We start from the raw sequence: 21,232 nt of genomic DNA, 5'->3' as shown, positions 1-21,232 counted from the left end.
TCGGCCACCGGCCCGGCCCGGGCTGGCGAGAATCCGACATCAACCTCGCGTGCCCTGGCGCCACGCGGTTTCCCTCAGGAGCCGCAACCCGTTGAGGCCGACCAGCACGGTCGAGCCCTCGTGCCCCGCGACGCCGAGCGGGAGCGGGAGGTGGCCGAGGAGGTCCCACAGGACGAGTCCGGTGATGAAGGTACCCGCGATCACCAGGTTCTGGACGACCAGTCGGCGGGCGGCCCGGGACAGGCGTACGACCGAGGGGACGGTCGCGAGCTCGTCCCGTACGACGACCGCGTCCGCCGTCTCCAGCGCGAGGTCGGAGCCGGCACGGCCCATCGCGATGCCGGAGTGGGCGGCGGCGAGCGCGGGTGCGTCGTTGACGCCGTCCCCGACGAACAGCACCTTGCGCCCGGCGTCGCGCAGCTCTCGTACGGCGTCCACCTTGCCCTCGGGCAGCAGGTCCGCGCGGACGTCCACCAGGCCGGTGGCCTCGGCGACCCGCGCGGCGGCCCGGGCGTTGTCACCGGTGAGCAGGACGGGAGCCGTGCCGGTCAGCGCGGTGAGCGCGGCGGTGGTGGCGGGAGCCTGAGGGCGCAGACGGTCGGTGAGGGCGAGGGTGCCGAGGGGGACGCCGTCGCCGGTCACCAGGACGACGGTGTCGCCGTCCTCGGTGCCGGGGACGGCCGCGCGAGGCGCATCGGCACGCGGCCCATCGACGACCGCGGTCGCATCGGCACCGGGATCGGCATCGGGACTGGGACCGGGATCCACGCTCTCGGTCACCGGGTCACCCGCGCGCCCGACCCCGATCACCCGCCCCCCGACCACCGCCGTCACCCCGCGTCCGGGCACGGCGGCGAAGTCCCGCGCGTCCGCGATCCGCAGTCCCCGCTCTCGCGCCGCCCGCACCACCGCCCGCCCCAGCGGATGCTCGCTGGGGTGCTCGGCCGCGGCGGCCAGCGCGAGCAGAGCGTCCGGCGTCAGCCCGGAGCCCGGCAGCGGCCGTACGGCCGAGACCTCCGGTGTCCCCTCCGTCAGCGTCCCCGTCTTGTCGAGGGCTACGGCGTCCACCTCGCCCAGCCGCTCCATCGCGACCGCCGACTTGACCAGGACGCCGTGCCGCCCGGCGTTGGCGATGGCGGACAGCAGGGGCGGCATGGTCGCGAGGACGACCGCGCACGGCGAGGCGACGATCATGAAGGTCATCGCGCGCAGCAACGCGTCGGTGAGGTCGGCGCCGAAGATCAGCGGCACGCCGAACACGGCGAGCGTGGCGATCACGATCCCCAGTGCGTACCGCTGCTCGACCTTCTCGATGAACAACTGGGTCGGCGCCTTGGTGCGGGAAGCCTCCTCGACCAGGGTCACGATGCGGGCGATCACGGAGTCGGCGGGGTCGCGCCCGACGCGGACGCGCAGCACGCCGGTGCCGTTGAGGGTGCCGGCGAAGACCTCGTCGCCGGGGCCCTTGGTGACCGGGAGGGGTTCGCCGGTGATGGTGGCCTGGTCGGCCTCGCTCGCCCCTTCCAGGACCCGTCCGTCCGCGCCGATGCGTTCGCCCGGCCGGATCAACAGGACGTCACCCACGGCGAGTTCACTCGTCGGGACCGGTTCCTCGCCGTTCTCCGTCAGCCGGGTCGCCATCGAGGGCGCGAGATCGAGCAGGCCGCGTACCGAGTCGGCGGTGCGGGCGGTGGCCAGTGCCTCCAGCGCGCCGGAGGTGGCGAAGATGACGATCAGCAGGGCGCCGTCCCGGACCTGTCCGATCGCGGCCGCGCCCAGCGCGGCGACGATCATCAGCAGGTCGACGTCCAGGGTTCTGTCGCGCAGCGCCCTGAGCCCCTCGAGGGCCGGTTCCCAGCCGCCGGTGACATAGGCGACCGCGTACAGCGGACCGTACGCCCACCACGGCAGGCCGCCGAGGTCCAGGACCAGGGCCGCCATGAAGGCGACGGTCGACGCCAGCGCCCAGCGGGCCTCGGGCAGGGCCAGGACGCGGGTGCGGCGGCGGGGTGCGGTGCGGGCAGGTGAGGGGACACGAGTGGGGGTGAGAGTCGTGGACACCCGAGCCACCATACAGGAACACATGAAGACTCATTCATCTGTTCATGTGCGATGGGTAAGATACCGCCCATGGGTCATGGAGCCGTCACCACCGCGCAGGAAACCGCCGAGCGCGTACGTCTGGACGCGGCGAACGTGGCGAAGGTGGCCACCACCCTCCAGGCCCTCTCCACCCCCTCTCGTCTGCTGATCCTCGCGAGGCTGCGCGAAGGACCGCTGCCGGCGACAGAGCTGGCCGCCGAGGTGGGCATGGAGCAGTCGGCGTGCTCGCACCAGTTGCGACTGCTGCGCAATCTGGGCCTGGTGGTGGGCGAGCGCCGGGGTCGGTCGGTGGTGTACGCGCTGCACGACCACCATGTCGCCGAGCTGCTCGACCAGGCCGTGTACCACGTCGAACATCTGCGGCTGGGGCTCAGTGACGCCACCGAGTGAGCCGCCCCGGCGTCTGATGTGGCCGCTGTACGCGGCCGGTTTCACCACCGCGTTCGGCGCGCACGGCATCGCCGCGAACCTCGGCGCGGACTCGGCGGACGCGGTCACCTCACTGCTGGTGCTGGGCGGTCTGCTCGCCCTGTACGACGGCGCGGAGGTCCTGCTCAAGCCGCTGTTCGGCACGATCGCCGACCGGATCGGGGCGCGCCCCGTGCTGCTCGGCGGGCTGGTGGCCTTCGCCGTCGCGTCCGCGCTCTACGCCCTCGCCGACAGCCCCGGGTGGCTGTGGGCCGCGCGGCTGGGGCAAGGTGCGGCGGCCTCCGCCTTCTCCCCCGCCGCGTCCGCGCTGGTGGCCCGGCTCAATCCGGCCGCGAAACACGGGCGGGCCTTCGGGAGTTACGGGTTCTACAAGTCCGTCGGCTACACCCTGGGCCCACTCCTCGGCGGGGTACTGGTGTGGGCGGGCGGGCTGCGGCTGCTGTTCACGGTGCTGGCGGTGCTGGGCGCGGCCGTGGCGGTGTGGGCGCTGATCGCCGTGCCCGTCGTACCGCCCCTCCCCCGGGCCCGGCAGACGGTCCTCGACCTGGCCCGGCGGCTGGCCGACCCGGCGTTCCTGGTCCCGACGGCCGCGCTCGCCGGGGCGACCGCCGCGCTCTCGGTGGGTGTGGGCTTCCTGCCCGTGTCGGGTGCGGTGGCGGGGCTCGGCACGGTGGCGACGGGTGCCGCGGTGTCGGTGCTCGCGGCCTGCGCGGCGGTCGTACAGCCGCGCGCCGGGCGGGCGTTGGACGCGGGGCGGCTCACCGTACGGGGTGGGCTGACCGCCGGGTTGCTGCTGGCGGCGGCCGGTCTGGGCTGCGCGATGCTGCCGGGGCTCGCGGGTGTGCTTCTGGGGGCCGCGCTGATCGGCATCGGCACGGGGCTGATCACTCCGCTGGGGTTCGCGGCGCTCGCGGCCTCGACTCCGCCGGAACGGCTGGGACAGACGATGGGGGCGGCAGAGCTCGGGCGTGAACTCGGGGACGCGGGTGGCCCGTTGATGGTCGCGGCAGTGGCCGCGTCGGCAACCCTGACGTATGGCTACGGGGTACTGGCGGTGCTGCTGGCGTGCGGGCCGGTGCTGGCAGTAGGGCTCCTTCGTAGGCGCGGGTGAGACGTTCCCCGCGCCCGAAGGGGCGCGGGGAACCGCGCGACCGGCCACGACAAGCCCGTCAGGTGCCCGACGGCCTGGTCCGGCACATCCGGCGCGCCACTTATGCCATGCCCGTCGGCCGCCGCGAGGCCGCCGTCGCCCGGGCCACATCCGTCAGCGGGCGCAGCCGGTACGTGTACGAGTAGTCCCGGTTGGCGAACAGCTTGTACTCGTCGTGGGTGTGGGCGCCCCAGCTGTTGTCGCCGCCGACGCCCATCTGCCGGTGGTTCACCCGCAGGACGACCGCGTCGCGCGGGGTGAGCTGGTAGTCGTGGCGCGCCCCGTTGGACAGGTCCTCGGGTGTGAAGTGCGAGGCGTTGACCTCCAGGAGCGGCTCACCGGACACCAGCAGTCCTACGCCGTCATGGCCGGTCAGTGCCGCCCAGCGCACATCCGTCTTGTTGCCGTTCTCCTGCGGGCGGATGTACGGCGTCCACTGCTCGGCGACGGTCCCGGAGTAGAGGCCCACGTCCGTACCGTCGTTGCGGTCCCAGTGGTTCTCCTCGGGTCCGCGGCCGTAGTAGTGCAGCCGGTCCAGGCGGCGCGGCAGGAACAGGATCGTGCCGACCTCCGGAATGTACGGCAGTGAACTCGCGCCCGGGTGCAGGGTGTTGTCGACCTTGATCTCACCGTTGCCGAAGACCGTGTAGGTCGTGGTGTACGCCGACTCGGTCGTCGTCGGCAGGGTGCCGCTGACCTTGATCTCGACGGCCCGGTCCCGCAGCGCCCGCACGCTCACGTCGGTCACCTTGCGGTTCGTGCCGGCGTCGCGCCAGGTCTGGTTGCGGGTGTGCTGCCCGTTGCCGTGGTCGTTGTCGGTGGGCGCCCGCCAGAAGTTGGGCACGGGTCCGGAGGTGATCAGGCGGGTGCCGTGGGCCTTGTACGACGTGATGGTCCCGCTGCCCTTGTCGACGGTGACGGAGAAGTCCTTGCCCGTGACGGTGACTTGACCGGAGGCGTCCTCGTACGTCACTGCCGGGACCTTCGCGAGCGGCACCGGGGTCACCGCCGGACTGTCCGCGTCGACGGCGAGCTGCTGCTTGGCCACCTCGAAGCCGGCCCTCGCCCAGGGCGTGGACTCCTTGGTGGTGAAGGAGAGTTGGAGGAAGTACTCGGTGCCGGGCGCGGGGGCGCTCGGGAGCTTGTACGGGACGGTGATGTCCTTGCTCGACAGCGGTGCCAGATTCAGCTGGTCCCGTGTCAGCTTCCCCCGCTGGACCACCTTCCCGTCGGCGGAGAGGGTCCAAGTGCCGTCGAACTCCCGGAGGTTGGTGAACAGGTACTCGTTGACCAGGGTCACCGACCCGTTCGCGGCCCAGGACGCGTTGACCGCCTGGTAGATCTGCTTGACCTCGGCGGCCTTGCCGGTGTGGCCGCGGTCGGCGGTGACGATGCCGTCCGCGACGAAGGCGCCGTCGTTGGGGTTGTCGCCCCAGTCGCCGCCGAAGGCGAAGAAGGTCTTCTGGGCGGGCCGCTTCTCGGTGAGCCCCACGGTCGCCGCGTCGAACCAGAACCGCACCCCCTCATCACCGGGCCCCCGGCCGTCGGAGGCGAGTTCGGCGGCGCCCAGGGCTCGGCCGTACACGCGCGCCTTCCTGATCGTGCCGCTGAACTCCCTTGTGGAGTTGTCGGCATCGACGGCCAGCGCGAGCGGCGCGGTGTTGCTGCTCGGCCGCTGCGTGGTGCTTCTGGTCGCCCTGACCTGGCCGTCCACATGGAGGGTCAGCGTGCCCGTGGCCGCGTCGAAGACACCGGCGACGTGGTGTTCCCGACCCGTCCAGTCGTCCGGGAGCGCCCAGGTGGCGGTGACCCACTGGCCGCCGCCGTAGATGAAGAACTCCAGTGACTTCCCGGACTGTTTGAGGGCGTACTGGGTGTCGCCCTTGGCGATGATCGGCTGGTGATTGCCCGTCACCTTCGGGGTGAACCAGGCCTCCAGGGTCAGCGAGCCGGTGAGGTCGAGGCGGGCGTCGCGGGCGAAGACGGTACCTCCCGAGACGCCCTGGTCGCGGTCGAACCTGGCGCTCGCGGGCAGGACTTCGCCCTTCAGCGCGCCGGGCCCGCTCTCGGTCAGCAACTGGCGGACCGGGACCGGCTCGCTGAGGGACTGGTCGACGAAGTCCCAGATCCAGCCGCCCTGGAGAACGGGGTAGCGGCGGACGATGTCCCAGTACTTCTTGAAGTTGCCGTTGGAGTTCCCCATCGCGTGGCAGTACTCGATCATCACGTACGGCCGGGTGTCGCTGGTGTTCTTCGCGCGGGACTCGACGGTGGCGGGGCTGTCGTACATCTCCGAGCGGATGTCGCTGATGGTGGGCCGGTCGTCGCCCTCGTACTGGACGACGCGCGTGGTGTCGTACGACTTGATCCAGTCGCGCATGTTCACGAAGGTGCTGCCGCCGCCCGCCTCGTTGCCGAGGGACCAGATCACCACCGAGGCGTGGTTCTTGTCGCGGTGGACCATGTTCTGGGCGCGGGCCACACAGGCCGCGCTCCAGTCGGGGTGGTTGCCGGGGTACTGGTTGCGGATGCCGTGGGTCTCCAGGTTGGTCTCGTCGGCGAGGTAGAGGCCGTACTCGTCGGCGAGTTCGAGCCACAGCGGGTTGTTGGGGTAGTGCGAGGTGCGGACCGAGTTGATGTTCATCCGCTTGATGATCGTGATGTCCTTCACGAGGTCCGCGCGGGTGAGCGCGGTGCCGCGGTCGGGGTGCATCTCGTGGCGGTTGGTGCCGCGGAAGGAGACGGGTTTGCCGTTGATGCGCATCAGCCCGTCCTTGAGGGCGAACTCCCGCAGGCCGACGCGGTGCGAGAGCGTCTCGATCACCTTGCCCGCGGGGTCGCGCAGCCGCAGGACGGCGGTGTAGAGGTTCGGGTGTTCGGCCGACCACAGCTTCGGGGCGGGTACGGCCTTGGCCGCCTGTACGGTCGTCTCGTCGCCGGCGTCGAGCGCGACGGCCTGCTGGAGGGGGCGGGACCAGACCGCGTGGCCGCCCGAGTCGTACAGCTGTGTCTCGACCGTGTAGCGGCCCTGGTTGCCGCCGCCGTAGTCGCGCACGCTCGCGGTGACCGAGAGTTCGGCGGAGGTGTAGTCGTCGCCGAGCGGGGTGTCCAGCTTGAAGTCACGCAGGTGGACGGCCGGGGTGGAGTAGAGGTAGACCGAGCGGAAGATGCCGCTCAGCCGGATCATGTCCTGGTCCTCCAGCCAGTCGCCGTCGGAGAAGCGGTAGACCTCGACCGCGATCTGGTTCGTGCCCGGCTTGAGGTGCGGGGTGATGTCGTACTCGGCGGGCGTGAAGGAGTCCTCGTGGTAGCCGACGAGTTCACCGTTGATCCACACGTAGTGCGCGGACTTGACGCCCTCGAAGTGCAGGAAGGTCCGCCGTCCCGACCAGTCCTTCGGCACGGTGAAAGTGCGCCGGTACTGGCCGACGGGGTTGTAGCGGGTCGGGGCGGCGGGCGGCTGCGCCTCCTCGCCGAGGCCGTTGGGGCCCCACCAGGGGTAGGTGATGTTGACGTAGATGGGGAAGTCGTAGCCATGCACCTGCCATACCGAAGGGACGGGAAGGGTGTCCCAGTCCTTGTCGTCCACGTCGGTGCGGTAGAAGTCGGTGTCGCGGTCGGCGGGTCGGTCGGCGTAGGCGAACTTCCACGTGCCGTCGAGGCTCAGCCGGTACGGCGAGCGGGTGCGGTCGGCGGCGAGCGCCTGGCCGGTGTTGGCGTACGGCATGAGGGTGGTGTGCGGGGGCTGGGTGCCCACCCGGAAGAGGTCGATGGCGCCGTTCCACTCCGGGGCGCCCTCCGCCGCGTGGCCGCGGCCGGCCAGGGGACCGGAGGAGAGGGCGAGGGCGCCGAGGACGGCGGCCCCCGACTCCAGCAGACGCCGGCGGCTGATGGGGGCAGGCAGATACGGGTGGGGCATCGGTGGAACCTTCCTCGGGACGACAGTGCGGTGTACGTACTGAGGGAGCGTCAATTCCTGTGCACTATTGGTGACTTTGAGGCACAGGATGCGACTCAACCTAGATCCCGAAGACGTGCGAGGCAATGACTCTGTCGGACTTTGTGGGGTCCTGGGGCCATGACGACATGCGGCACCCCCGCGTGCGCTCGCGCGGGGGTGCCGTGGGATGCCTGGTGTCAGCCGGTGGCCGGCAAGGAGGGCAGTCCGCCGCCGAGGAGCCCGGTGACGGCTCCGACCACGGAGCCCAGGAGTCCGGTGACCGAGCCCACCACACCGCCCAGATCCAGCGAGGTCAGTGACGTGAGCAGGTCGTCGACCGCGGACTGGAGGGCGGCCAGGAGGTCGGAGACCGGGTCGGCCGCCGCCACGGACCGGTCCGTGGCGCTCAGCTTCCGCAGCTGTTCCTGGACCTCGGCGTTCGCCGCCTTCACGGCCTTGGCGTGGGCGGCCGCCTCGCTCGCGTCGAGGTGGCTGCCGTCCAGGGCGGTGAGGTCGGTGACGGCGTCCAGGAGCGGCTGGAGGACGCTGCCGTGCGCGGAGCGGTCCAGTGCGTCGAGGCGGTGCGTCAGGATGTCCGTGTCGTCGGTGCCGTACCAGGTGGCTGCCTGAGCCACACCGTGGTCCGACGCGCCGCGGCCTGCGTCGACGACGGCGGCCGCGGTGCCGACCGGGCCGAGGATCAGCGCGGTACAGACCAGCGTCGGCAGGAGGAGGCCGCGGGAGACGAGGGGGCGCATGCAGGGTCCTTTCGAAGTACTTCTTTGGGCCCACCGTGAAAAACTCCCCCGCGCCTCGCAACCGGTCACGGGGGCCCGCCCTCGGACGAGCATCGCGTCGAGACGCCTCTGACCAGTCATTTTCCCCGCCTGCGCCCCCGCTTTCGGCGCGCGCGGCCATTCGGCCGTCGGAGTAGGAGCCCGGCGAGCTCAGTCGACCTGCCGCGCGAACGCCTGGTACGCCTTCTCGTCGAACAGCACGAACCGGGCCTCCTCGACCGCGGTCTCCGTCTCCCGTACGGTCTCCACGGCGATCCGGGCGGCGTCGTCGATCGGCCAGCCGTAGATGCCGGCGGAGACGGCCGGGAAGGCGACGGTCCGGGCGCCCAGTTCGTCGGCGACGCGCAGGGACTCGCGGTAGCAGGAGGCCAGCAGCTCCGAGCGGTCCTCCTCCTGGCTGTAGCGGGGGCCGACGGTGTGGATCACCCAGCGCGCGTCCAGGTCGCCCGCGGTGGTGGCGACCGCCTTTCCGGTGGCGAGCCCCTTGCCGTAGTGACCGGCGCGCAGCTTGCGGCAGTCCGCCAGGATTGCGGGGCCGCCGCGGCGGTGGATGGCGCCGTCGACTCCTCCCCCGCCGAGGAGGGAGGAGTTCGCCGCGTTGACGATCGCGTCGGCGCTCTCTCGGGTGATGTCGCCCTGGACGAGCCTGATGGTGGTCATGACCACCACTCTTCCAGCACGTCCCGCCGGGGGCAGCCCGGTCAGATCTGCTGCCGGTCAGATCTGCCGTCGCAGCCTCCGCCATACGGCTTTCGCGGCGTTGTGGCCCGACATGCCGTGCACGCCCGGTCCCGGTGGGGTCGCCGACGAGCAGATGAAGACGGCCGGATGAGGGGTGCTGTACGGGGACAGGGAGAGCTTGGGGCGCAGCATGACCTGGAGTCCGCTGACCGCGCCGGAGGCGATGTCGCCGCCGACGTAGTTGGCGTTGCGGGCGGCCAGTTCGGGCGGGCCTGCGGTGGCGCGAGCGAGGACGCGGTCGCGGAAGCCCGGGGCGAAACGCTCCAGTTGGCGCTCGATGGCGTCGGTGAGGTCGCCGGTCCAGCCGCTGGGCACATGGCCGTAGGCCCAGAACACGTGCTTTCCGGCGGGGGCCCGACCGGGGTCGACGACGCTCGGCTGCACCGTGATCATGAACGGCCTGTCGGGTGCGCGGCCCTCCCGGGACGCGGCGCGCAGGGCGGTGCCGATCTCCGCGCTGTCGGCGCCGATCTGCACGGTGCCCGCGCCACGCGCCTCCTTCGCGGTCCACGGCACGGGGCCGTCGAGGGCGTAGTCGACCTTGAAGACGCCCGGGCCGTAGCGGTAGCCCTCGTAGTAATTGCCGAAGCCGGCGATACGGGCCAGGGCGGTGGGCGAGGTGTCGAAGACGTACGCGCGCGCGGGCGGCAGGTCGTCGAGCCGCTTGACCTCGTAGTCGGTGTGGACGGTGCCGCCGAGGTCCTCGAGGTACGCGGCGAGCGCGTCGGAGATGGACTGGGAGCCCCCGCGGGCCACGGGCCAGCCGCGGGCGTGCGCGGCGAGGGCGAAGACCAGGCCGATGGCGCCGGTGGCGAAACCGCCGAGCGGGGCCATGACATGCGCGACGAGTCCGGCGAACAGAGTCTTCGCGCGCTCGTCGCGGAACCGGCGCATCAGCCAGGTCGACGGGGGCAGACCGACGAGACCGAAGCGGGCGAGGGTGACCGGGTCACGGGGCAGCGCGGTCGCGGGCAGGGACATGAAGTCGCGCGCCAGGGTGTCCCACCTGGGCAGGAACGGCGCGACGAGCCGTCGGTAGGTCCCCGCGTCGCGCGGTCCGAACGAGGACGCCGTCTCGGCGACCGACCTCGACAGCACGGATGCGGTGCCGTCGGTGAAGGGGTGCGCCATGGGCAGCTCGGCATGCAGCCACTCCAGGCCGTAGCGCTCCAGGGGCAGGGCACGGAACGCCGGGGAGTTGATGCCGAGGGGGTGGGCCGCGGAGCACGGGTCGTGCAGGAAGCCGGGGAGGGTCAGCTCCTCGGTGCGGGCCCCCCCGCCCACGGTGCCGCGCGCCTCGAAGACGGCCACGGAGAAGCCGCGGCGGGCCAGCTCCACGGCAGCCGTCAGTCCGTTCGGCCCCGCACCCACCACGACCGCATCGAGCATCGACGGCACCTTCGGACCCCTTCGTCAGCCGATGGCCAGAGGATCAGGATATGCCGGGGGACCGACAGTCTCGGGGCGTGGGGGTAATTCGCGGAGGTCGGGGGCGCGCGGGCGGGGCGGGGTGCGGTCAGAAGCGGAGCCGGTGGGGGCCGGTCGGTGACAGCCGGTCGGCGGGAAGTCGGCGCCGCGCCGCCGAGACGGCAACCCGAGAGTTTTCGGTCTCCGGACGCGGCCACCCCGGCCCGGTCCTCGCCGTCAGGCCTCGCCCGCCAGCAGCCCCCTCACCCTCCGGGCCGTCGCCGCGTCCCGGGCCGCGGTGAAGGGGAGGGTGTTGCCGCCCCTGATGCGGAACGGTTCGCCGGTGAGGGTCAGATGGGCGCCGCCCGCCTCCTCGACCAGCAGCAGGCCCGCCGCGTGGTCCCACGCCGCCTCCCAGGAGAACGCCACCGCGTCCAACTCACCCCGGGCGATGGCGAGATACTCCAGGCCGGCCGAGCCGCACCGGCGCGGTGCGACGCCGTCCGTCCACAGTCCCAGCAGGCCGCGCTTCTGCTCCTCCGTCGTGTAGTCCGGGTGGGAGGTGGCCACTTGGAGGTCGCGGCCGGGGTCGGGGACGCCGGCGTACAGCCGCTCGCCGTCGAGGAACGCGCCCCGGCCGCGTATCGCCGTGGCCAGTTGGTCCCGCGCCGGGGCGTAGGTCCAGGAAGCGAGCAGAACACCGCTCTTGGCCAGCCCGACCAGCATGCCGAAACCGGGGTCGCCGTGCACGAACTGCCGGGTGCCGTCGACCGGGTCGACTATCCAGACCGGGGTGTCGCCCTGCAGCGCCTCGTACGACGCCGGGTTGGCGTGGACCGCCTCCTCACCGACGACGAGGGAGCCGGGCAGGAGGGCGCCGAGCACCTCGGTGAGGTACTGCTCCGCCAGCCGGTCGGCGTCCGTGACCAGGTCGTGCGGACCGGCCTTCTGGTCGACCTCGTGCGCGGCGAGCCGCCGGAAGCGCGGCATGACCTCGGCCGCGGCGGCCTTGCGCACCGCCTCTTCCACGTCGTCCGCGTGCCGGTCGAGAAACTCGTCGATGGTTTCCATGTCTTCGATCATGACTCCATGAGAGCACGCGGGACTGACAATCCCCACCCGCCCGCGGACGGGCGAGTGGAATCGCCGTGAACACCGGGATCCGCCCCGTCACCTCCCCACCGCATACCCCTGCATGCCCCGGGGATTGGCCCCCGCCGACAGCACGCCCGTCTCCGGGTCCCGCGCCACCGCGCACAGCCGCCCCTCCGACCACGGCTCCCCCACCGTCACGTCGTGGCCCCGCCGCCGTAGCCCTTCGACCACCCCGGGATCCGTCCGCGCCTCCACCGTGACGCTTCCGGGCCGCATCCCCCGCGGATAGAACGACCCCGGGAAGCTGTCGTTGTGCCAGTTCGGGGCGTCGATCGCGCCTTGGAGGTCGAGGCCGCCGCGGACCGGGGAGCGCAGGGCGAGGGCCAGGAAGAAGTGGAGCTGCCACTGGTCCTGCTGGTCTCCGCCCGGCGTGCCGAACGCCAGCACCGGCACCCCGTCGCGCAGGGCGATCGAGGGGGTGAGGGTGGTGCGGGGGCGGCGGCCGGGAGTGAGGGAGTTGGGCAGCCCCTCCTCCAGCCAGGTCATCTGGAGCCGGGTGCCCAGCGGGAAACCCAGTTCGGGTACGACGGGGTTGGACTGGAGCCATCCCCCGCTGGGCGTGGCGGCCACCATGTTGCCCCAGCGGTCGACGACGTCGAGATGGCAGGTGTCGCCCCGGGTCGTGCCGTCGGGGCCGACCACGGGCTCCCCCGGCACGGGAGACGTGGGGTTCTTCGCGACCGTCGGCTCGCCCACGCCCATCGGGCTGAAGCCGGGCTCGTCGGTGACGACCACGCGCGCGTGCGCGCTCAGCCGGGGAACACGCCCACCCGGACTGCCCGGCCGGAGCTCATGGGAGGCCTTGTCGCCGACGAGCTCACGCCGTCCCGCGTTGTACCGCGCCGACAGCAGCTCACCGAGCGGCACGTCGGCCGCGTCCCCGTACCAGGCCTCCCGGTCGGCCATGGCCAGCTTGCAGCCCTCGACCAGCAGATGGACGTACTCGACGGACCCGTACCGCGGCAACTCGGGCGGCAGCAGCGCGAGTTGCTGGAGGAGGACCGGGCCCTGGCTCCAGGGGCCGGCCTTGCACAGGGTCCAGCCGTTCCAGTCGTACGTCGCCGGCGCCTCGTAGGTCGCGGACCACCCGGCGAGATCGGCGGCCGTGAGCGTGCCGGTGTTCCGCGAGCCGCTGGTGTCCATGGTGGGTCGCCGCGCCTGTCGTACGAGCGCCTCGGCAATGAATCCGCTGCGCCACACCTCACGCGCCGCCTCGATCTGTGCGACCCGGTCGCCCGCCCCGGCCACCTCGTCGATCAGCCGTTTCCAGGTGGCGGCGAGGGCGGGGTTGCGGAACAGCGCACCGGGCCGAGGGGCCTCTCCTCCTGGCAGAAACACCTCCGCCGACGAGGTCCACTCCGTCTCGAACAGTTCCCGTACGCTCTCGACGGTCGCGCCGACGTTCTCCACGGGCGCGTGCCCGTCCTCGGCGTACCCGATGGCGTACTTGAGGACGTCGGCGAGGGACTTGGTGCCGTGGTCGCGCAGGAGCAGCATCCAGGCGTCGAAGGCGCCCGGGACGGCGGCGGCGAGGGGGCCGGTGCCCGGAACGAGATCCAGGCCCAGCCCCTTGTAGTGGGCCACGGTCGCCCCGGCGGGCGCGACGCCCTGCCCGCACAGCACCCGCACCTCCCCACCTGCGGGCGCGAGCAGGATCGGCACCTCGCCGGCGGGCCCGTTGAGGTGCGGTTCGACGACGTGCAGCACGAAGGCCCCGGCCACGGCCGCGTCGTATGCGTTGCCGCCGTCCTCCAGCACCGCCATCGCCGACTGCGAGGCCAGCCAGTGCGTGGAGGACACCATGCCGAAGGTGCCCTGGAGGGTGGGGCGGGTGGTGAACATGTGGGCCGACCTCGCTGTTCGGGGAGTTCGGGTCGGAGCTCTCCTCCGCCCGGTCCCCCAGCAGGTTAGTCATGACCGGGCCGGCTTCGTGAGGCGCGGGTCGAGGCCGTACTGCTCGTGGGCGCCGAGGTTCTCGCGCAGGGTGGGGCCTTCGTAGTCGTCGTGGAACAGGCCGCGTTCCTGCAGGATCGGGACGACCTGGTCGACGAAGGCGTCGAAGCCGTCGTGGCCGTCGACGGCGATCGAGAAGCCGTCGCAGGCCCCTGCCTCGAACCACTGCTGCATGTGGCCGGCCACGTCGGCGGCGGTGCCGGCGACCACCGGGTGGTAGTCGATGACGCCGTGGGCGAGCACGTCGCGCAGGGTCCAGCCTTCCCGGGCCACTTCGAGGGCGCGGGCGGAGCGCGGGTCGTGCGGGCTGGGCACGGCGTCGGCGAGCTGGTCGGCGGTGAGCGGCTCGTCGAATTGGCCGCGGCTTGCCATGGTTACTCCTGCGGACGAGGTGGAGGAAACGCGGGCCCCGGGCGCGCTGGATGAGCAGCCGTCGTGGGTGCGGGCTCCTGCCGCCGCGGCGCTCCGGGGCCCGGGTGCCGGACTTGTTACGGGCGGACGTGCTACTCCCTGTCGAGGACACCAGGGGTGTCGTGCAGGACCACGCTCTGCTGGAGCGGGACGCGTTCCCTGCCGACCGCGTTGACCGGCGCCGCCGGATCGGCCATGCCGAAGGAGATGCCGAACAGCAGCTTCAGCTCCTCGGGAACGTCCAGGAACTCGCGAACGGTGTCGGCGTAGACACCGAGGATGGTCTGCGGGATGCCGGCCATCCCCCGGGCTGCCAGCGAGAGCAGGAAGTTCTGTGCGTACATGCCGATGTCCCCGGCTGTCCGTACGCCGTCGCCGAGGGCCGGCATGAACAGGAAGGCGGCATGGGGCGCGCCGTAGAACTCCAGGTTCTCGCGGACCGCCGCCCGCCTGCCGTCCCGGTCTGAGCGCTCTACGCCCAGGGCCCGGTACACCCTCGCCCCGAAGGCCTGCGACCGCTCGAGGTAGATGCCCTCACCGTAGCCGCCGGTGAAATCCGGGGAGGTCCGTCCCTCCTCCTCGGCCCGGAGCAGCTCTTTGGCCAAGGTGTCCCGTGCCGCACCCGAGACGACGTGCACGGTCCACGGCTGGGTGTTGCTGTTCGAGGGGGCGGTCTGGGCGTCCTCCAGTACGCCACGGATTACCGAAGGGGACAGCGGGGTGGCCAGGAAACGGCGGGGGGAGCGTCGCGCGCGGGCGATGTCGGTGAAGGGTGATGCGGTGCCGGTCAAGGCGCTTCTTCCTCTCTGGGGGGACAGCGCGCTCTTCGTGTTCGCGTTGGTCAAGTGGCTCAGCGGTGGGCGGCGCGGTTCATCTCGACGATGTCGTCGACGGTGGGGTCGGCCGGGAGGGCGGCCATGCGCTCCAGCATGCTGTCGCGGACAGCCCTGTCCTTGACCGGATCGGCCGCGGCCAGGGCGGCGGGGAGCTCGTCGAGGGTGAGCTCGGTGCAGTAGGCGGGGCCCATCGGCTGCTGGCGCCAGGAGTCGGCCAGGGAGCCCGCGTCGTACGGGTCGAAGCCCGTGTCGTCCACCAGGCTCATGGCCACCTTCCGCGCCTCGTCGGAGTCGCCGGCGACCGGGAGGGCGATACGGCCGGGGGTTCCCGCCGGGACGCCTCGCGTGCGCTGGGTCTCGGCCAGTGCGGCGTTCCACGCCTTGACGACGGGACGGCCGAGCTGCTCGGCGGTGTACACGCTCTCCACCTGGCCGTGGTCCACCGCCTCGATCTGCCCGTTGAGGTGCGGGTAGTAGTTCGAGGTGTCGATGACCACCGTCTCGGCGGGGACGGAGGCGAACAGGTCCGCCAGCTGTCCCGTCACCCCGAAGGGGATCGCCAGGATGATCACGTCCCGGCCCTGGACCGACTCCTCCAGCTCCACCGCGCGGACCCCGGACTCCAGCACCTCGGCCCGGACGGCCTCGATGCCGCGGGCGTCGGCGACCTGGACGTCGTGACCGGCCGTGCTGAGCTTGACGGCGAGATTCCCGCCGATGGCGCCGGTGCCTATAACAGTGATTTTCATGATTTGTCCTTCGCTGGGTCGTGCTGCCACCCGTGAGGGTGGAGCGAGGTGACAGGTGTAAGTGGTCGAGCCGCCCGGCGTTCGGCGTTGCCGGGCCGAGCGGCGTAGGGCGGTTACGCCTGGGCGTCCCGCTCGTGGTAGCCGCTCGCGATCAGTGCGCGGAGCCGGTCGAGCGACTCCTCGTCGGGGCCGTTGCCCTTGATCCAGGCAAGCGAACAGGCCGCGAGGAACAGGTCGTATCCCCGTACCGACGCGCGCACGTGTCCCGCGCGCTGTGCTGCTCGCACGTACTGGTCGGTGGCGGTGATGAGGATGTCGCAGGGAATGGTGAGGGGGCTGTCGGGCTCCTGCGCCCGGGCCGCGGCCATGAGCGGTTCGGGAAGGCCGCTGTAGGCGCTGAAGTACTCCTCCATCGCCCGCAGCCACTGATCCAACGCCTCGGCGGCGTCGCCGAGTTGCTCGATGTCCGCCTGGCGGGCCACGAGCTCCTCGGAGCGGGTCTGCAGCACGGCCGCGAGCAGCGCCTCCCGCGTCGGAAAGTGCCGGTACAGGGTGCCGGGACCGACGCCCGCTTCCTTGGCCACCGCCTCGAGGGAGGTGCCTACCCCGTGCCGCAGGAAGTGACGCTGCGCGGTCTCCAGAAGGGCCGCGCGGTTGCGCTGAACGTCCGCGCGCGGCTTGCGTTCGCGCTGTGCACCGGCGCTCATGCGCCCTCCTGCCCGTCGTCACCCTGCGGCCGCATCAAAACGGACGCCGCCTCCGTATGCATTCGAGAGTAAAGCGGAGGCGGCATCCGGTCAAACCGGCGGCCCGGCCACGGGGTCCTGACAGCGGCCGGGACGTCAGCGGGTGAGCTGCTGGTGCCCTATGACGGAGAGCAGTTCGAGCTTGCTCTGGCTCTCCGTGCCGGGGCGGGTGGTCAGCACCACCAGGGTCTGGGCGCGGTTCTCGGTGAACAGGAGCTGGGCGTCGACATCGATGCGGCCGAGTTCGGGATGCACGACGGTCTTGCAGTCCTCGTAGCGTCGGGCGACCTCCTGCAGTTCCCACATGCGGACGAACTCGGGGCTGTGTTCCTGGAGTTCGGCGAGGATCCGGGCGGCTCGGGGGGTGTCGCTGCCGGCTGTCAGCGCGGCCCGCAGGCGTGCCGCCTGGGCGCGGCCGTGGCGTTCGTGGGACTCCTCGGGGACCCCCAGACGCTCCGCCGGGTCCATGAACCAGCGGTAGAAGCCGCTACTGGCCAGACCCGTGTGGCGCATCTGGTCGCCGAGCAGTGCGACGGCCAGGGGGTTCATCGCGAGGGTGTCGACCAGGTCGGTCTGCACCAGGGCCGGGGTGTCGTCCAGGCGGTCCAGGACCCGCAGCAGCGTCGGGCTGACGTGTTCGGAGCGGTGGAAGCGGGCCGGGGCGTTGTGGCCGATGAGGACGAAGAGATGGTCGCGTTCGTCCAGGGACAGCCGCAGCGCCCGGGCGAGAGCGGCGGTGATCTGCACGGAGGGCTGCGGAGCACGCTGCTGCTCGAGGCGGGCGTAGTAGTCGGTGGACATGCCGGCGAGCTGGGCGACCTCCTCGCGGCGCAGCCCCTGCGTCCGCCTGCGCGGCCCCTCGACCAGCCCGACGTCGCGCGGGCGCAAGGTCTCACGCCGACGGCGCAGGAATTCCGCCAGTTCCTTCTTGTCCATGCGCCCATCCTCGCCGCATCCCGCCCAGCTATCCAGAGACCGCCGATCCATGGCTGAGCAGCCGGGCGCTCGCGACGAGACGGCCCGAGGGGCACGTGACCTGCATGACCCGCTGTCCCTACGGTGGGCTTTGCAGGTCGGTCAGCTGCTGCTGATCATGGCGAGGACGTCGTCGTAGGAGCCGTTGGCCACCGCGTCGCGGATGAACCTTGCGCGTTCGACGACCAGTTCCTTCGCGTCGGGGTTCTCACGCAGCAGATCGAGGACCTCGGTGAGGAAGTCGTCCAACGGCATGGACTGCTCGCTGTCCTGCTGGCCGAGCAGGGTCGTGCGCACACCCGGCGGGACGATCTCGATCACCTGCACGCCGGCGTCGGCACCGGCGAGCTGGATGCGCAGGCTCTCGGAGAACGAGTGCAGCGCGGCCTTGGTCGCGCTGTACGTCGGCGTGACTGGGAACGGGACGAACGCCAGCGCGGAGGTGACGTTCATGACCACCGCGTCGTCCTTGCCCGCGAGCAGCGGCAGGAAGGCGTACGTCATCCGGATCGTGCCGAGCAGATTGGTCGCGACGTGATCCTCGGCGACCTGGAGTCCGGCCGGGTCGAGGAGGTTCTCCAGCTGCATGATGCCGGCGTTGTTGAGCAGCACGTTCAGCTCCGGGTGGCTCGCCGCCACGCTCTCCCGGGCCCGCGCGATCGAGTCGGGGTCCGCGACATCGAGGACGAGCGCGTCGATGCCCGGGTGCTCGGCCGTGATCTCGTCGAGGAGTTCCTTGCGCCGGCCGGCGACGACCACCTTGTTGCCGGCCTCGTGCAGGCGCAGGGCCAGGCCGAGGCCGATGCCCGAGGTGCCGCCGGTGATCAGGATCGTGTTGCCGGTCATCTTCATGGGGGCCTTGCTCCTTCGGTACGGCGGGCCGGTGCGCGCCCGCGCCCTCGACCGTAGGGGCGCCCGAGGAGGGGCGGGAGAGGAAGGTTTATCCATGGATCGGCGGTCTCTGCCTGGTGAAGCGGTCCCACCCAGCGGAGTTCGGTGTCGCTGCCGCCGGTGAGTGACGTACATGCCGTCGAGGGATGACCGCACTCGACGAGCCCGGCTACGTGTCGGCGCCGACCTCGGCGGTGTCCCGCTCGGTCTGCGGCGGCGTGGTGGTGCGGGAGTGCAGGACTTTGTGGGCCTGTGCGGTGTCGAAGTCGTTCTCCCACTTGCCGATCACGATGGTGGCTACGGCGTTGCCGAGGACGTTGATGAAGACGCGGCCCTCGTTGAGGATGCGGTCGATGCCGACGATCAGGGAGAGGGCGGCGAGCGGGATGTGGCCGACCGCGGTGACGGTGCTGGCCAGGACGATGAACGCGCCGCCCGCGATCCCGGCGGTGCCCTTGCTGGTGAGCATCATGACGCCGACCATGATCAGTTGCTGCTGCCAGGACAGGTCGATGCCCATGGCCTGGGCCAGGAAGAGGGAGGCCATCGTGAGGTAGACCGCGGAACCGTCCAGGTTGAAGGAGAACCCGGAGGGAATGACGATGCCGACCACGGGCCGGCCGATGCCGAGGATCTCCAGCTTGCGTACCAGCTGGGGCAGGACGGCCTCGCTGGAACAGGTGCTGAGGGCGACGAGCAGTTCGGCCTTGAGGAAGCGGATGAGGCCGAACAGGCTCAGGCGGCAGGCCCGCATGATGGCGCCGAGGACGACCAGGACGTAGATGACGCAGGTCGCGGTGAACAGGATGATGAGGTAGGCGAGCTGTTTGAGGCTCTCGGCGCCGTAGGTGGCGACCACGGTGGCCAGGGCGCCGAAGGTGCCCAGGGGCGCGAGCCGCATCACCCAGCCCACGATGCGGAAGACGACGTCCGACAACGCCTTGATGCCGCGGGTCAGCGGTGCCCCTTCTTCGCCCGCCATGTTCAGGGCCACGCCGAAGACGATCGAGACCATCAGCGCGGACAGGATCGCGTCCCCGGTGATCGCGCCCAGCAGGGAGGCGGGGATGAGGGAGGAGACGAAGCCGGTGAAGGTGGCGTGCTCGGTGGCGGTCTTGGGCACGTCGTCGGCGTTCAGTGACGAGGGGTCGACGTGCAGGCCGGAGCCGGGCTGGAAGATGTTGGCGACGACCAGCCCGATCAGCATGGACACCAGGGACAGCACCAGGAAGTAGCCGATCGCCTTCACACCGATCCGGCCGGCCTTGCGCAGGTTGTCCATGGAGGCGATGCCGGTGGTGACCACGCAGAAGACGACCGGGATCACGATCATCTTGACCAGCGCGATGAACCAGTCGTTGAGCGGCTTCAGGTCCTCGCCCAGCCCGGGCGCGAGGACGCCGACGGCGATGCCGAGGACGGCGGCCAGGACGACCTGGAACCACAGCTCCCGTATGAGACGGCTCAGCCGTGACCGCTGCGGGCGGCCGGCGGCGGTGATGCTTGTCATCGTTGGTGCTCCTTTGCACGACGATCGTGTGTGGCCATGTCCCATGGGGGGTGCCGGGGACGCGACGCGGCTCGCGCGCCCCCGATCTCGCGTGCGGCGCCCGCGTCCGGCAGTGCCAGTCGACGGCGCCCGCCCGGTGGCGGGCGCGTCCGCGGCGTGGTGGCGGTCAGCTGTGCAGGGCGCGCAGCACCTTGTGGAAGGCGGCCTTGGTCTCGAAGCCGATGCCGGGGGTGTCGGTCAGGCCGACGCGGCTCTTCTCGACGACGGCGTCGTCGGCGAAGCCGCCGGTGGGCTGGAACTCGCCCGGGTAGGACTCGTTGCCGCCGAGCTTGAGGGCGGCGGCGATGTGCAGGGAGAACTGGTGCCCGCCGTGCGGGATGCAGCGCCTCGATGACCAGCCGTGCTGCCGGAGCATGTCCTGGATGCGCAGGTACTCCACCAGGCCGTAGGAGAGCGCGGGGTCGACCTGGAGGGTGTCGCGGTCGGGGCGCAGGCCGCCGTAGCGGATGAGGTTGCGGGTGTCCTGCAGGGAGAAGAGGTTCTCGCCGGTGGCGATGGGGCCGGTGTAGTGCTCGGCGACGGTGGCGTTGAGGTGGTAGTCGAGCGGGTCGCCGATCTCCTCGTACCAGAACAGCCCGTAGGGCTCGATGGCCCGCCCGTACTCCAGGGCCGTGTCGAGGTCGAAGCGGCCGTTCACGTCGACGGCCAGCCGGGAGCCGTCGCCGTCCAGGACGTCGATGACGGCCTCGATACGGCGCAGGTCCTCCGCCAGGTCAGCGCCGCCGATCTTCATCTTGACGACGTCGTAGCCCAGGTCGAGGAAGCCGCGCATCTCGTCCTGGAGGTCGGTGAGGGTCTTTCCCGGGGCGTAGTAGCCGCCGGCCGCGTAGACGAAGACGGAGTCGTCGGGCTGCCCGTCGCCGTAGCGCTCGGACAGATACCGGTACAGCGGCTTGCCCTCGATCTTGGCGGCCAGGTCGAACAGGGCCATGTCCACCACACCGACCGCGACCGAGCGCTCGCCGTGCCCGCCGGGCTTCTCGTTGCGCATCATCACGTCCCACGCCTTGGCGTGGTCCAGGCCGCCCCGCTCGTCGAGCAGGCTGCCGGGCTCGGCCTCGAGGAGGCGGGGCAGGATGCGGCGGCGCAGGATCTCCCCGGCGCTGTAGCGGCCGTTGGAGTTGAAGCCGTAGCCCACCACGGGCTTGCCGTCCCGGATGACGTCGCTCTCGATCGCCACGATCGAACAGTCCATGGAGCTGAAGTCGATCCAGGCGTTGCGGATCGAGGAGCTGATCGGAACGACGCCCTCGTAGACGTTGGTGATCTTCACTGCGGCGCCTCTCATATCTTATAAGATGTGACGGCTGTTAGACTGGGCCGGTCCGATGCGGGATGTCAAGGGGTGGCGAAGCTCCGGAAGAAGCTCCGGAGAGAAC

Annotated in this window: 17 protein-coding genes; 2 read left to right on the top strand and 15 right to left on the bottom strand. The window is 71.3% G+C overall.

The genetic code is table 11. From position 1 onward, the window contains the following. Window positions 1–39: 39 nt before the first annotated feature. Window positions 40–2,073, bottom strand: a complete 2,034-nt coding sequence (locus ACIBJB_RS24695; protein ID WP_398933275.1) for a heavy metal translocating P-type ATPase — start codon at window positions 2,071–2,073, stop codon at window positions 40–42. A 57-nt stretch (window positions 2,074–2,130) separates the two neighbouring features. On the opposite strand from ACIBJB_RS24695, the gene ACIBJB_RS24690 reads away from it, so the two are divergent. Both ACIBJB_RS24690 and ACIBJB_RS24685 read left to right on the top strand, forming a co-directional pair. After that, on the top strand, window positions 2,131–2,493 hold the full coding sequence (locus ACIBJB_RS24690; RefSeq protein WP_057608409.1) for a metalloregulator ArsR/SmtB family transcription factor: 363 nt from the start codon (window positions 2,131–2,133) through the stop codon (window positions 2,491–2,493). 16 nt (window positions 2,494–2,509) lie between these two features. Continuing rightward, a complete protein-coding gene (locus ACIBJB_RS24685) occupies window positions 2,510–3,643 on the top strand; it encodes an MFS transporter (RefSeq protein ID WP_398933417.1) in 1,134 nt (377 codons plus the stop codon). 100 nt (window positions 3,644–3,743) lie between these two features. On the opposite strand, the gene ACIBJB_RS24680 is transcribed toward ACIBJB_RS24685, so the two are convergent. From ACIBJB_RS24680 to ACIBJB_RS24615, 14 genes are all read right to left on the bottom strand, one after another. Further along, a complete protein-coding gene (locus ACIBJB_RS24680; protein WP_398933274.1) occupies window positions 3,744–7,601 on the bottom strand; it encodes a glycoside hydrolase family 2 TIM barrel-domain containing protein in 3,858 nt (1,285 codons plus the stop codon). Window positions 7,602–7,819: 218 nt separating this feature from the next. Further along, window positions 7,820–8,380, bottom strand: a complete 561-nt coding sequence (locus tag ACIBJB_RS24675) for a hypothetical protein (RefSeq protein ID WP_398933273.1) — start codon at window positions 8,378–8,380, stop codon at window positions 7,820–7,822. Window positions 8,381–8,569: 189 nt separating this feature from the next. After that, the gene (locus ACIBJB_RS24670; protein ID WP_398933272.1) at window positions 8,570–9,079 is read right to left on the bottom strand and encodes an O-acetyl-ADP-ribose deacetylase; all 510 of its coding nucleotides are present in this window, start codon (window positions 9,077–9,079) and stop codon (window positions 8,570–8,572) included. A gap of 57 nt (window positions 9,080–9,136) precedes the next feature. After that, complete coding sequence (locus tag ACIBJB_RS24665) at window positions 9,137–10,549, bottom strand: phytoene desaturase family protein (protein WP_398933271.1); 1,413 nt, start codon at window positions 10,547–10,549, stop codon at window positions 9,137–9,139. A gap of 255 nt (window positions 10,550–10,804) precedes the next feature. Beyond that, window positions 10,805–11,650, bottom strand: a complete 846-nt coding sequence (locus ACIBJB_RS24660; protein WP_398933270.1) for an inositol monophosphatase family protein — start codon at window positions 11,648–11,650, stop codon at window positions 10,805–10,807. An 87-nt stretch (window positions 11,651–11,737) separates the two neighbouring features. After that, complete coding sequence (locus tag ACIBJB_RS24655; protein ID WP_398933269.1) at window positions 11,738–13,564, bottom strand: gamma-glutamyltransferase family protein; 1,827 nt, start codon at window positions 13,562–13,564, stop codon at window positions 11,738–11,740. 69 nt (window positions 13,565–13,633) lie between these two features. Continuing rightward, window positions 13,634–14,047 (bottom strand): hypothetical protein, encoded by a 414-nt coding sequence (locus ACIBJB_RS24650; RefSeq protein WP_398933268.1) that lies wholly within the window; start codon window positions 14,045–14,047, stop codon window positions 13,634–13,636. A gap of 131 nt (window positions 14,048–14,178) precedes the next feature. Beyond that, window positions 14,179–14,877 (bottom strand): nitroreductase, encoded by a 699-nt coding sequence (locus ACIBJB_RS24645; RefSeq protein ID WP_398933266.1) that lies wholly within the window; start codon window positions 14,875–14,877, stop codon window positions 14,179–14,181. Between the two features lie 59 nt (window positions 14,878–14,936). After that, window positions 14,937–15,671 (bottom strand): NADPH-dependent F420 reductase, encoded by a 735-nt coding sequence (locus ACIBJB_RS24640; protein ID WP_398933264.1) that lies wholly within the window; start codon window positions 15,669–15,671, stop codon window positions 14,937–14,939. A gap of 113 nt (window positions 15,672–15,784) precedes the next feature. Further along, window positions 15,785–16,378, bottom strand: coding sequence for a TetR/AcrR family transcriptional regulator (locus ACIBJB_RS24635; RefSeq protein ID WP_398933263.1), 594 nt, complete (start codon window positions 16,376–16,378; stop codon window positions 15,785–15,787). A gap of 135 nt (window positions 16,379–16,513) precedes the next feature. Further along, window positions 16,514–17,353: a helix-turn-helix transcriptional regulator gene (locus tag ACIBJB_RS24630; protein WP_398933262.1), complete on the bottom strand. Its 840-nt coding sequence runs from the start codon at window positions 17,351–17,353 to the stop codon at window positions 16,514–16,516. 141 nt (window positions 17,354–17,494) lie between these two features. Continuing rightward, window positions 17,495–18,244 carry an SDR family oxidoreductase gene (locus ACIBJB_RS24625; protein ID WP_398933261.1) on the bottom strand — a complete coding sequence of 250 codons (750 nt, stop codon included), beginning with the start codon at window positions 18,242–18,244 and terminating at the stop codon, window positions 17,495–17,497. A 208-nt stretch (window positions 18,245–18,452) separates the two neighbouring features. Further along, complete coding sequence (locus ACIBJB_RS24620) at window positions 18,453–19,793, bottom strand: cation:dicarboxylate symporter family transporter (protein ID WP_398933260.1); 1,341 nt, start codon at window positions 19,791–19,793, stop codon at window positions 18,453–18,455. A gap of 166 nt (window positions 19,794–19,959) precedes the next feature. After that, window positions 19,960–21,141 (bottom strand): mandelate racemase/muconate lactonizing enzyme family protein, encoded by a 1,182-nt coding sequence (locus ACIBJB_RS24615; RefSeq protein ID WP_398933259.1) that lies wholly within the window; start codon window positions 21,139–21,141, stop codon window positions 19,960–19,962. Window positions 21,142–21,232 lie beyond the last annotated feature (91 nt).

The organism is Streptomyces sp. NPDC050759, from assembly GCF_044456945.1.
Lineage (GTDB): Bacteria > Actinomycetota > Actinomycetes > Streptomycetales > Streptomycetaceae > Streptomyces.
This window is presented reverse-complemented; position numbering and strand designations above follow the sequence as displayed.

Excerpts from the sequence above, each read along its gene's own strand:
- ACIBJB_RS24695 (WP_398933275.1), bottom strand. The coding sequence starts at position 2,073 with ATGGTGGCTCGGGTGTCCACGACTCTCACCCCCACTCGTGTCCCCTCA.
- ACIBJB_RS24690 (WP_057608409.1), top strand. The coding sequence starts at position 2,131 with ATGGGTCATGGAGCCGTCACCACCGCGCAGGAAACCGCCGAGCGCGTA.
- ACIBJB_RS24685 (WP_398933417.1), top strand. The coding sequence starts at position 2,510 with ATGTGGCCGCTGTACGCGGCCGGTTTCACCACCGCGTTCGGCGCGCAC.
- ACIBJB_RS24680 (WP_398933274.1), bottom strand. The coding sequence starts at position 7,601 with ATGCCCCACCCGTATCTGCCTGCCCCCATCAGCCGCCGGCGTCTGCTG.
- ACIBJB_RS24675 (WP_398933273.1), bottom strand. The coding sequence starts at position 8,380 with ATGCGCCCCCTCGTCTCCCGCGGCCTCCTCCTGCCGACGCTGGTCTGT.
- ACIBJB_RS24670 (WP_398933272.1), bottom strand. The coding sequence starts at position 9,079 with ATGACCACCATCAGGCTCGTCCAGGGCGACATCACCCGAGAGAGCGCC.
- ACIBJB_RS24665 (WP_398933271.1), bottom strand. The coding sequence starts at position 10,549 with ATGCTCGATGCGGTCGTGGTGGGTGCGGGGCCGAACGGACTGACGGCT.
- ACIBJB_RS24660 (WP_398933270.1), bottom strand. The coding sequence starts at position 11,650 with ATGATCGAAGACATGGAAACCATCGACGAGTTTCTCGACCGGCACGCG.
- ACIBJB_RS24655 (WP_398933269.1), bottom strand. The coding sequence starts at position 13,564 with ATGTTCACCACCCGCCCCACCCTCCAGGGCACCTTCGGCATGGTGTCC.
- ACIBJB_RS24650 (WP_398933268.1), bottom strand. The coding sequence starts at position 14,047 with ATGGCAAGCCGCGGCCAATTCGACGAGCCGCTCACCGCCGACCAGCTC.
- ACIBJB_RS24640 (WP_398933264.1), bottom strand. The coding sequence starts at position 15,671 with ATGAAAATCACTGTTATAGGCACCGGCGCCATCGGCGGGAATCTCGCC.
- ACIBJB_RS24635 (WP_398933263.1), bottom strand. The coding sequence starts at position 16,378 with ATGAGCGCCGGTGCACAGCGCGAACGCAAGCCGCGCGCGGACGTTCAG.
- ACIBJB_RS24630 (WP_398933262.1), bottom strand. The coding sequence starts at position 17,353 with ATGGACAAGAAGGAACTGGCGGAATTCCTGCGCCGTCGGCGTGAGACC.
- ACIBJB_RS24625 (WP_398933261.1), bottom strand. The coding sequence starts at position 18,244 with ATGAAGATGACCGGCAACACGATCCTGATCACCGGCGGCACCTCGGGC.
- ACIBJB_RS24620 (WP_398933260.1), bottom strand. The coding sequence starts at position 19,793 with ATGACAAGCATCACCGCCGCCGGCCGCCCGCAGCGGTCACGGCTGAGC.
- ACIBJB_RS24615 (WP_398933259.1), bottom strand. The coding sequence starts at position 21,141 with ATGAGAGGCGCCGCAGTGAAGATCACCAACGTCTACGAGGGCGTCGTT.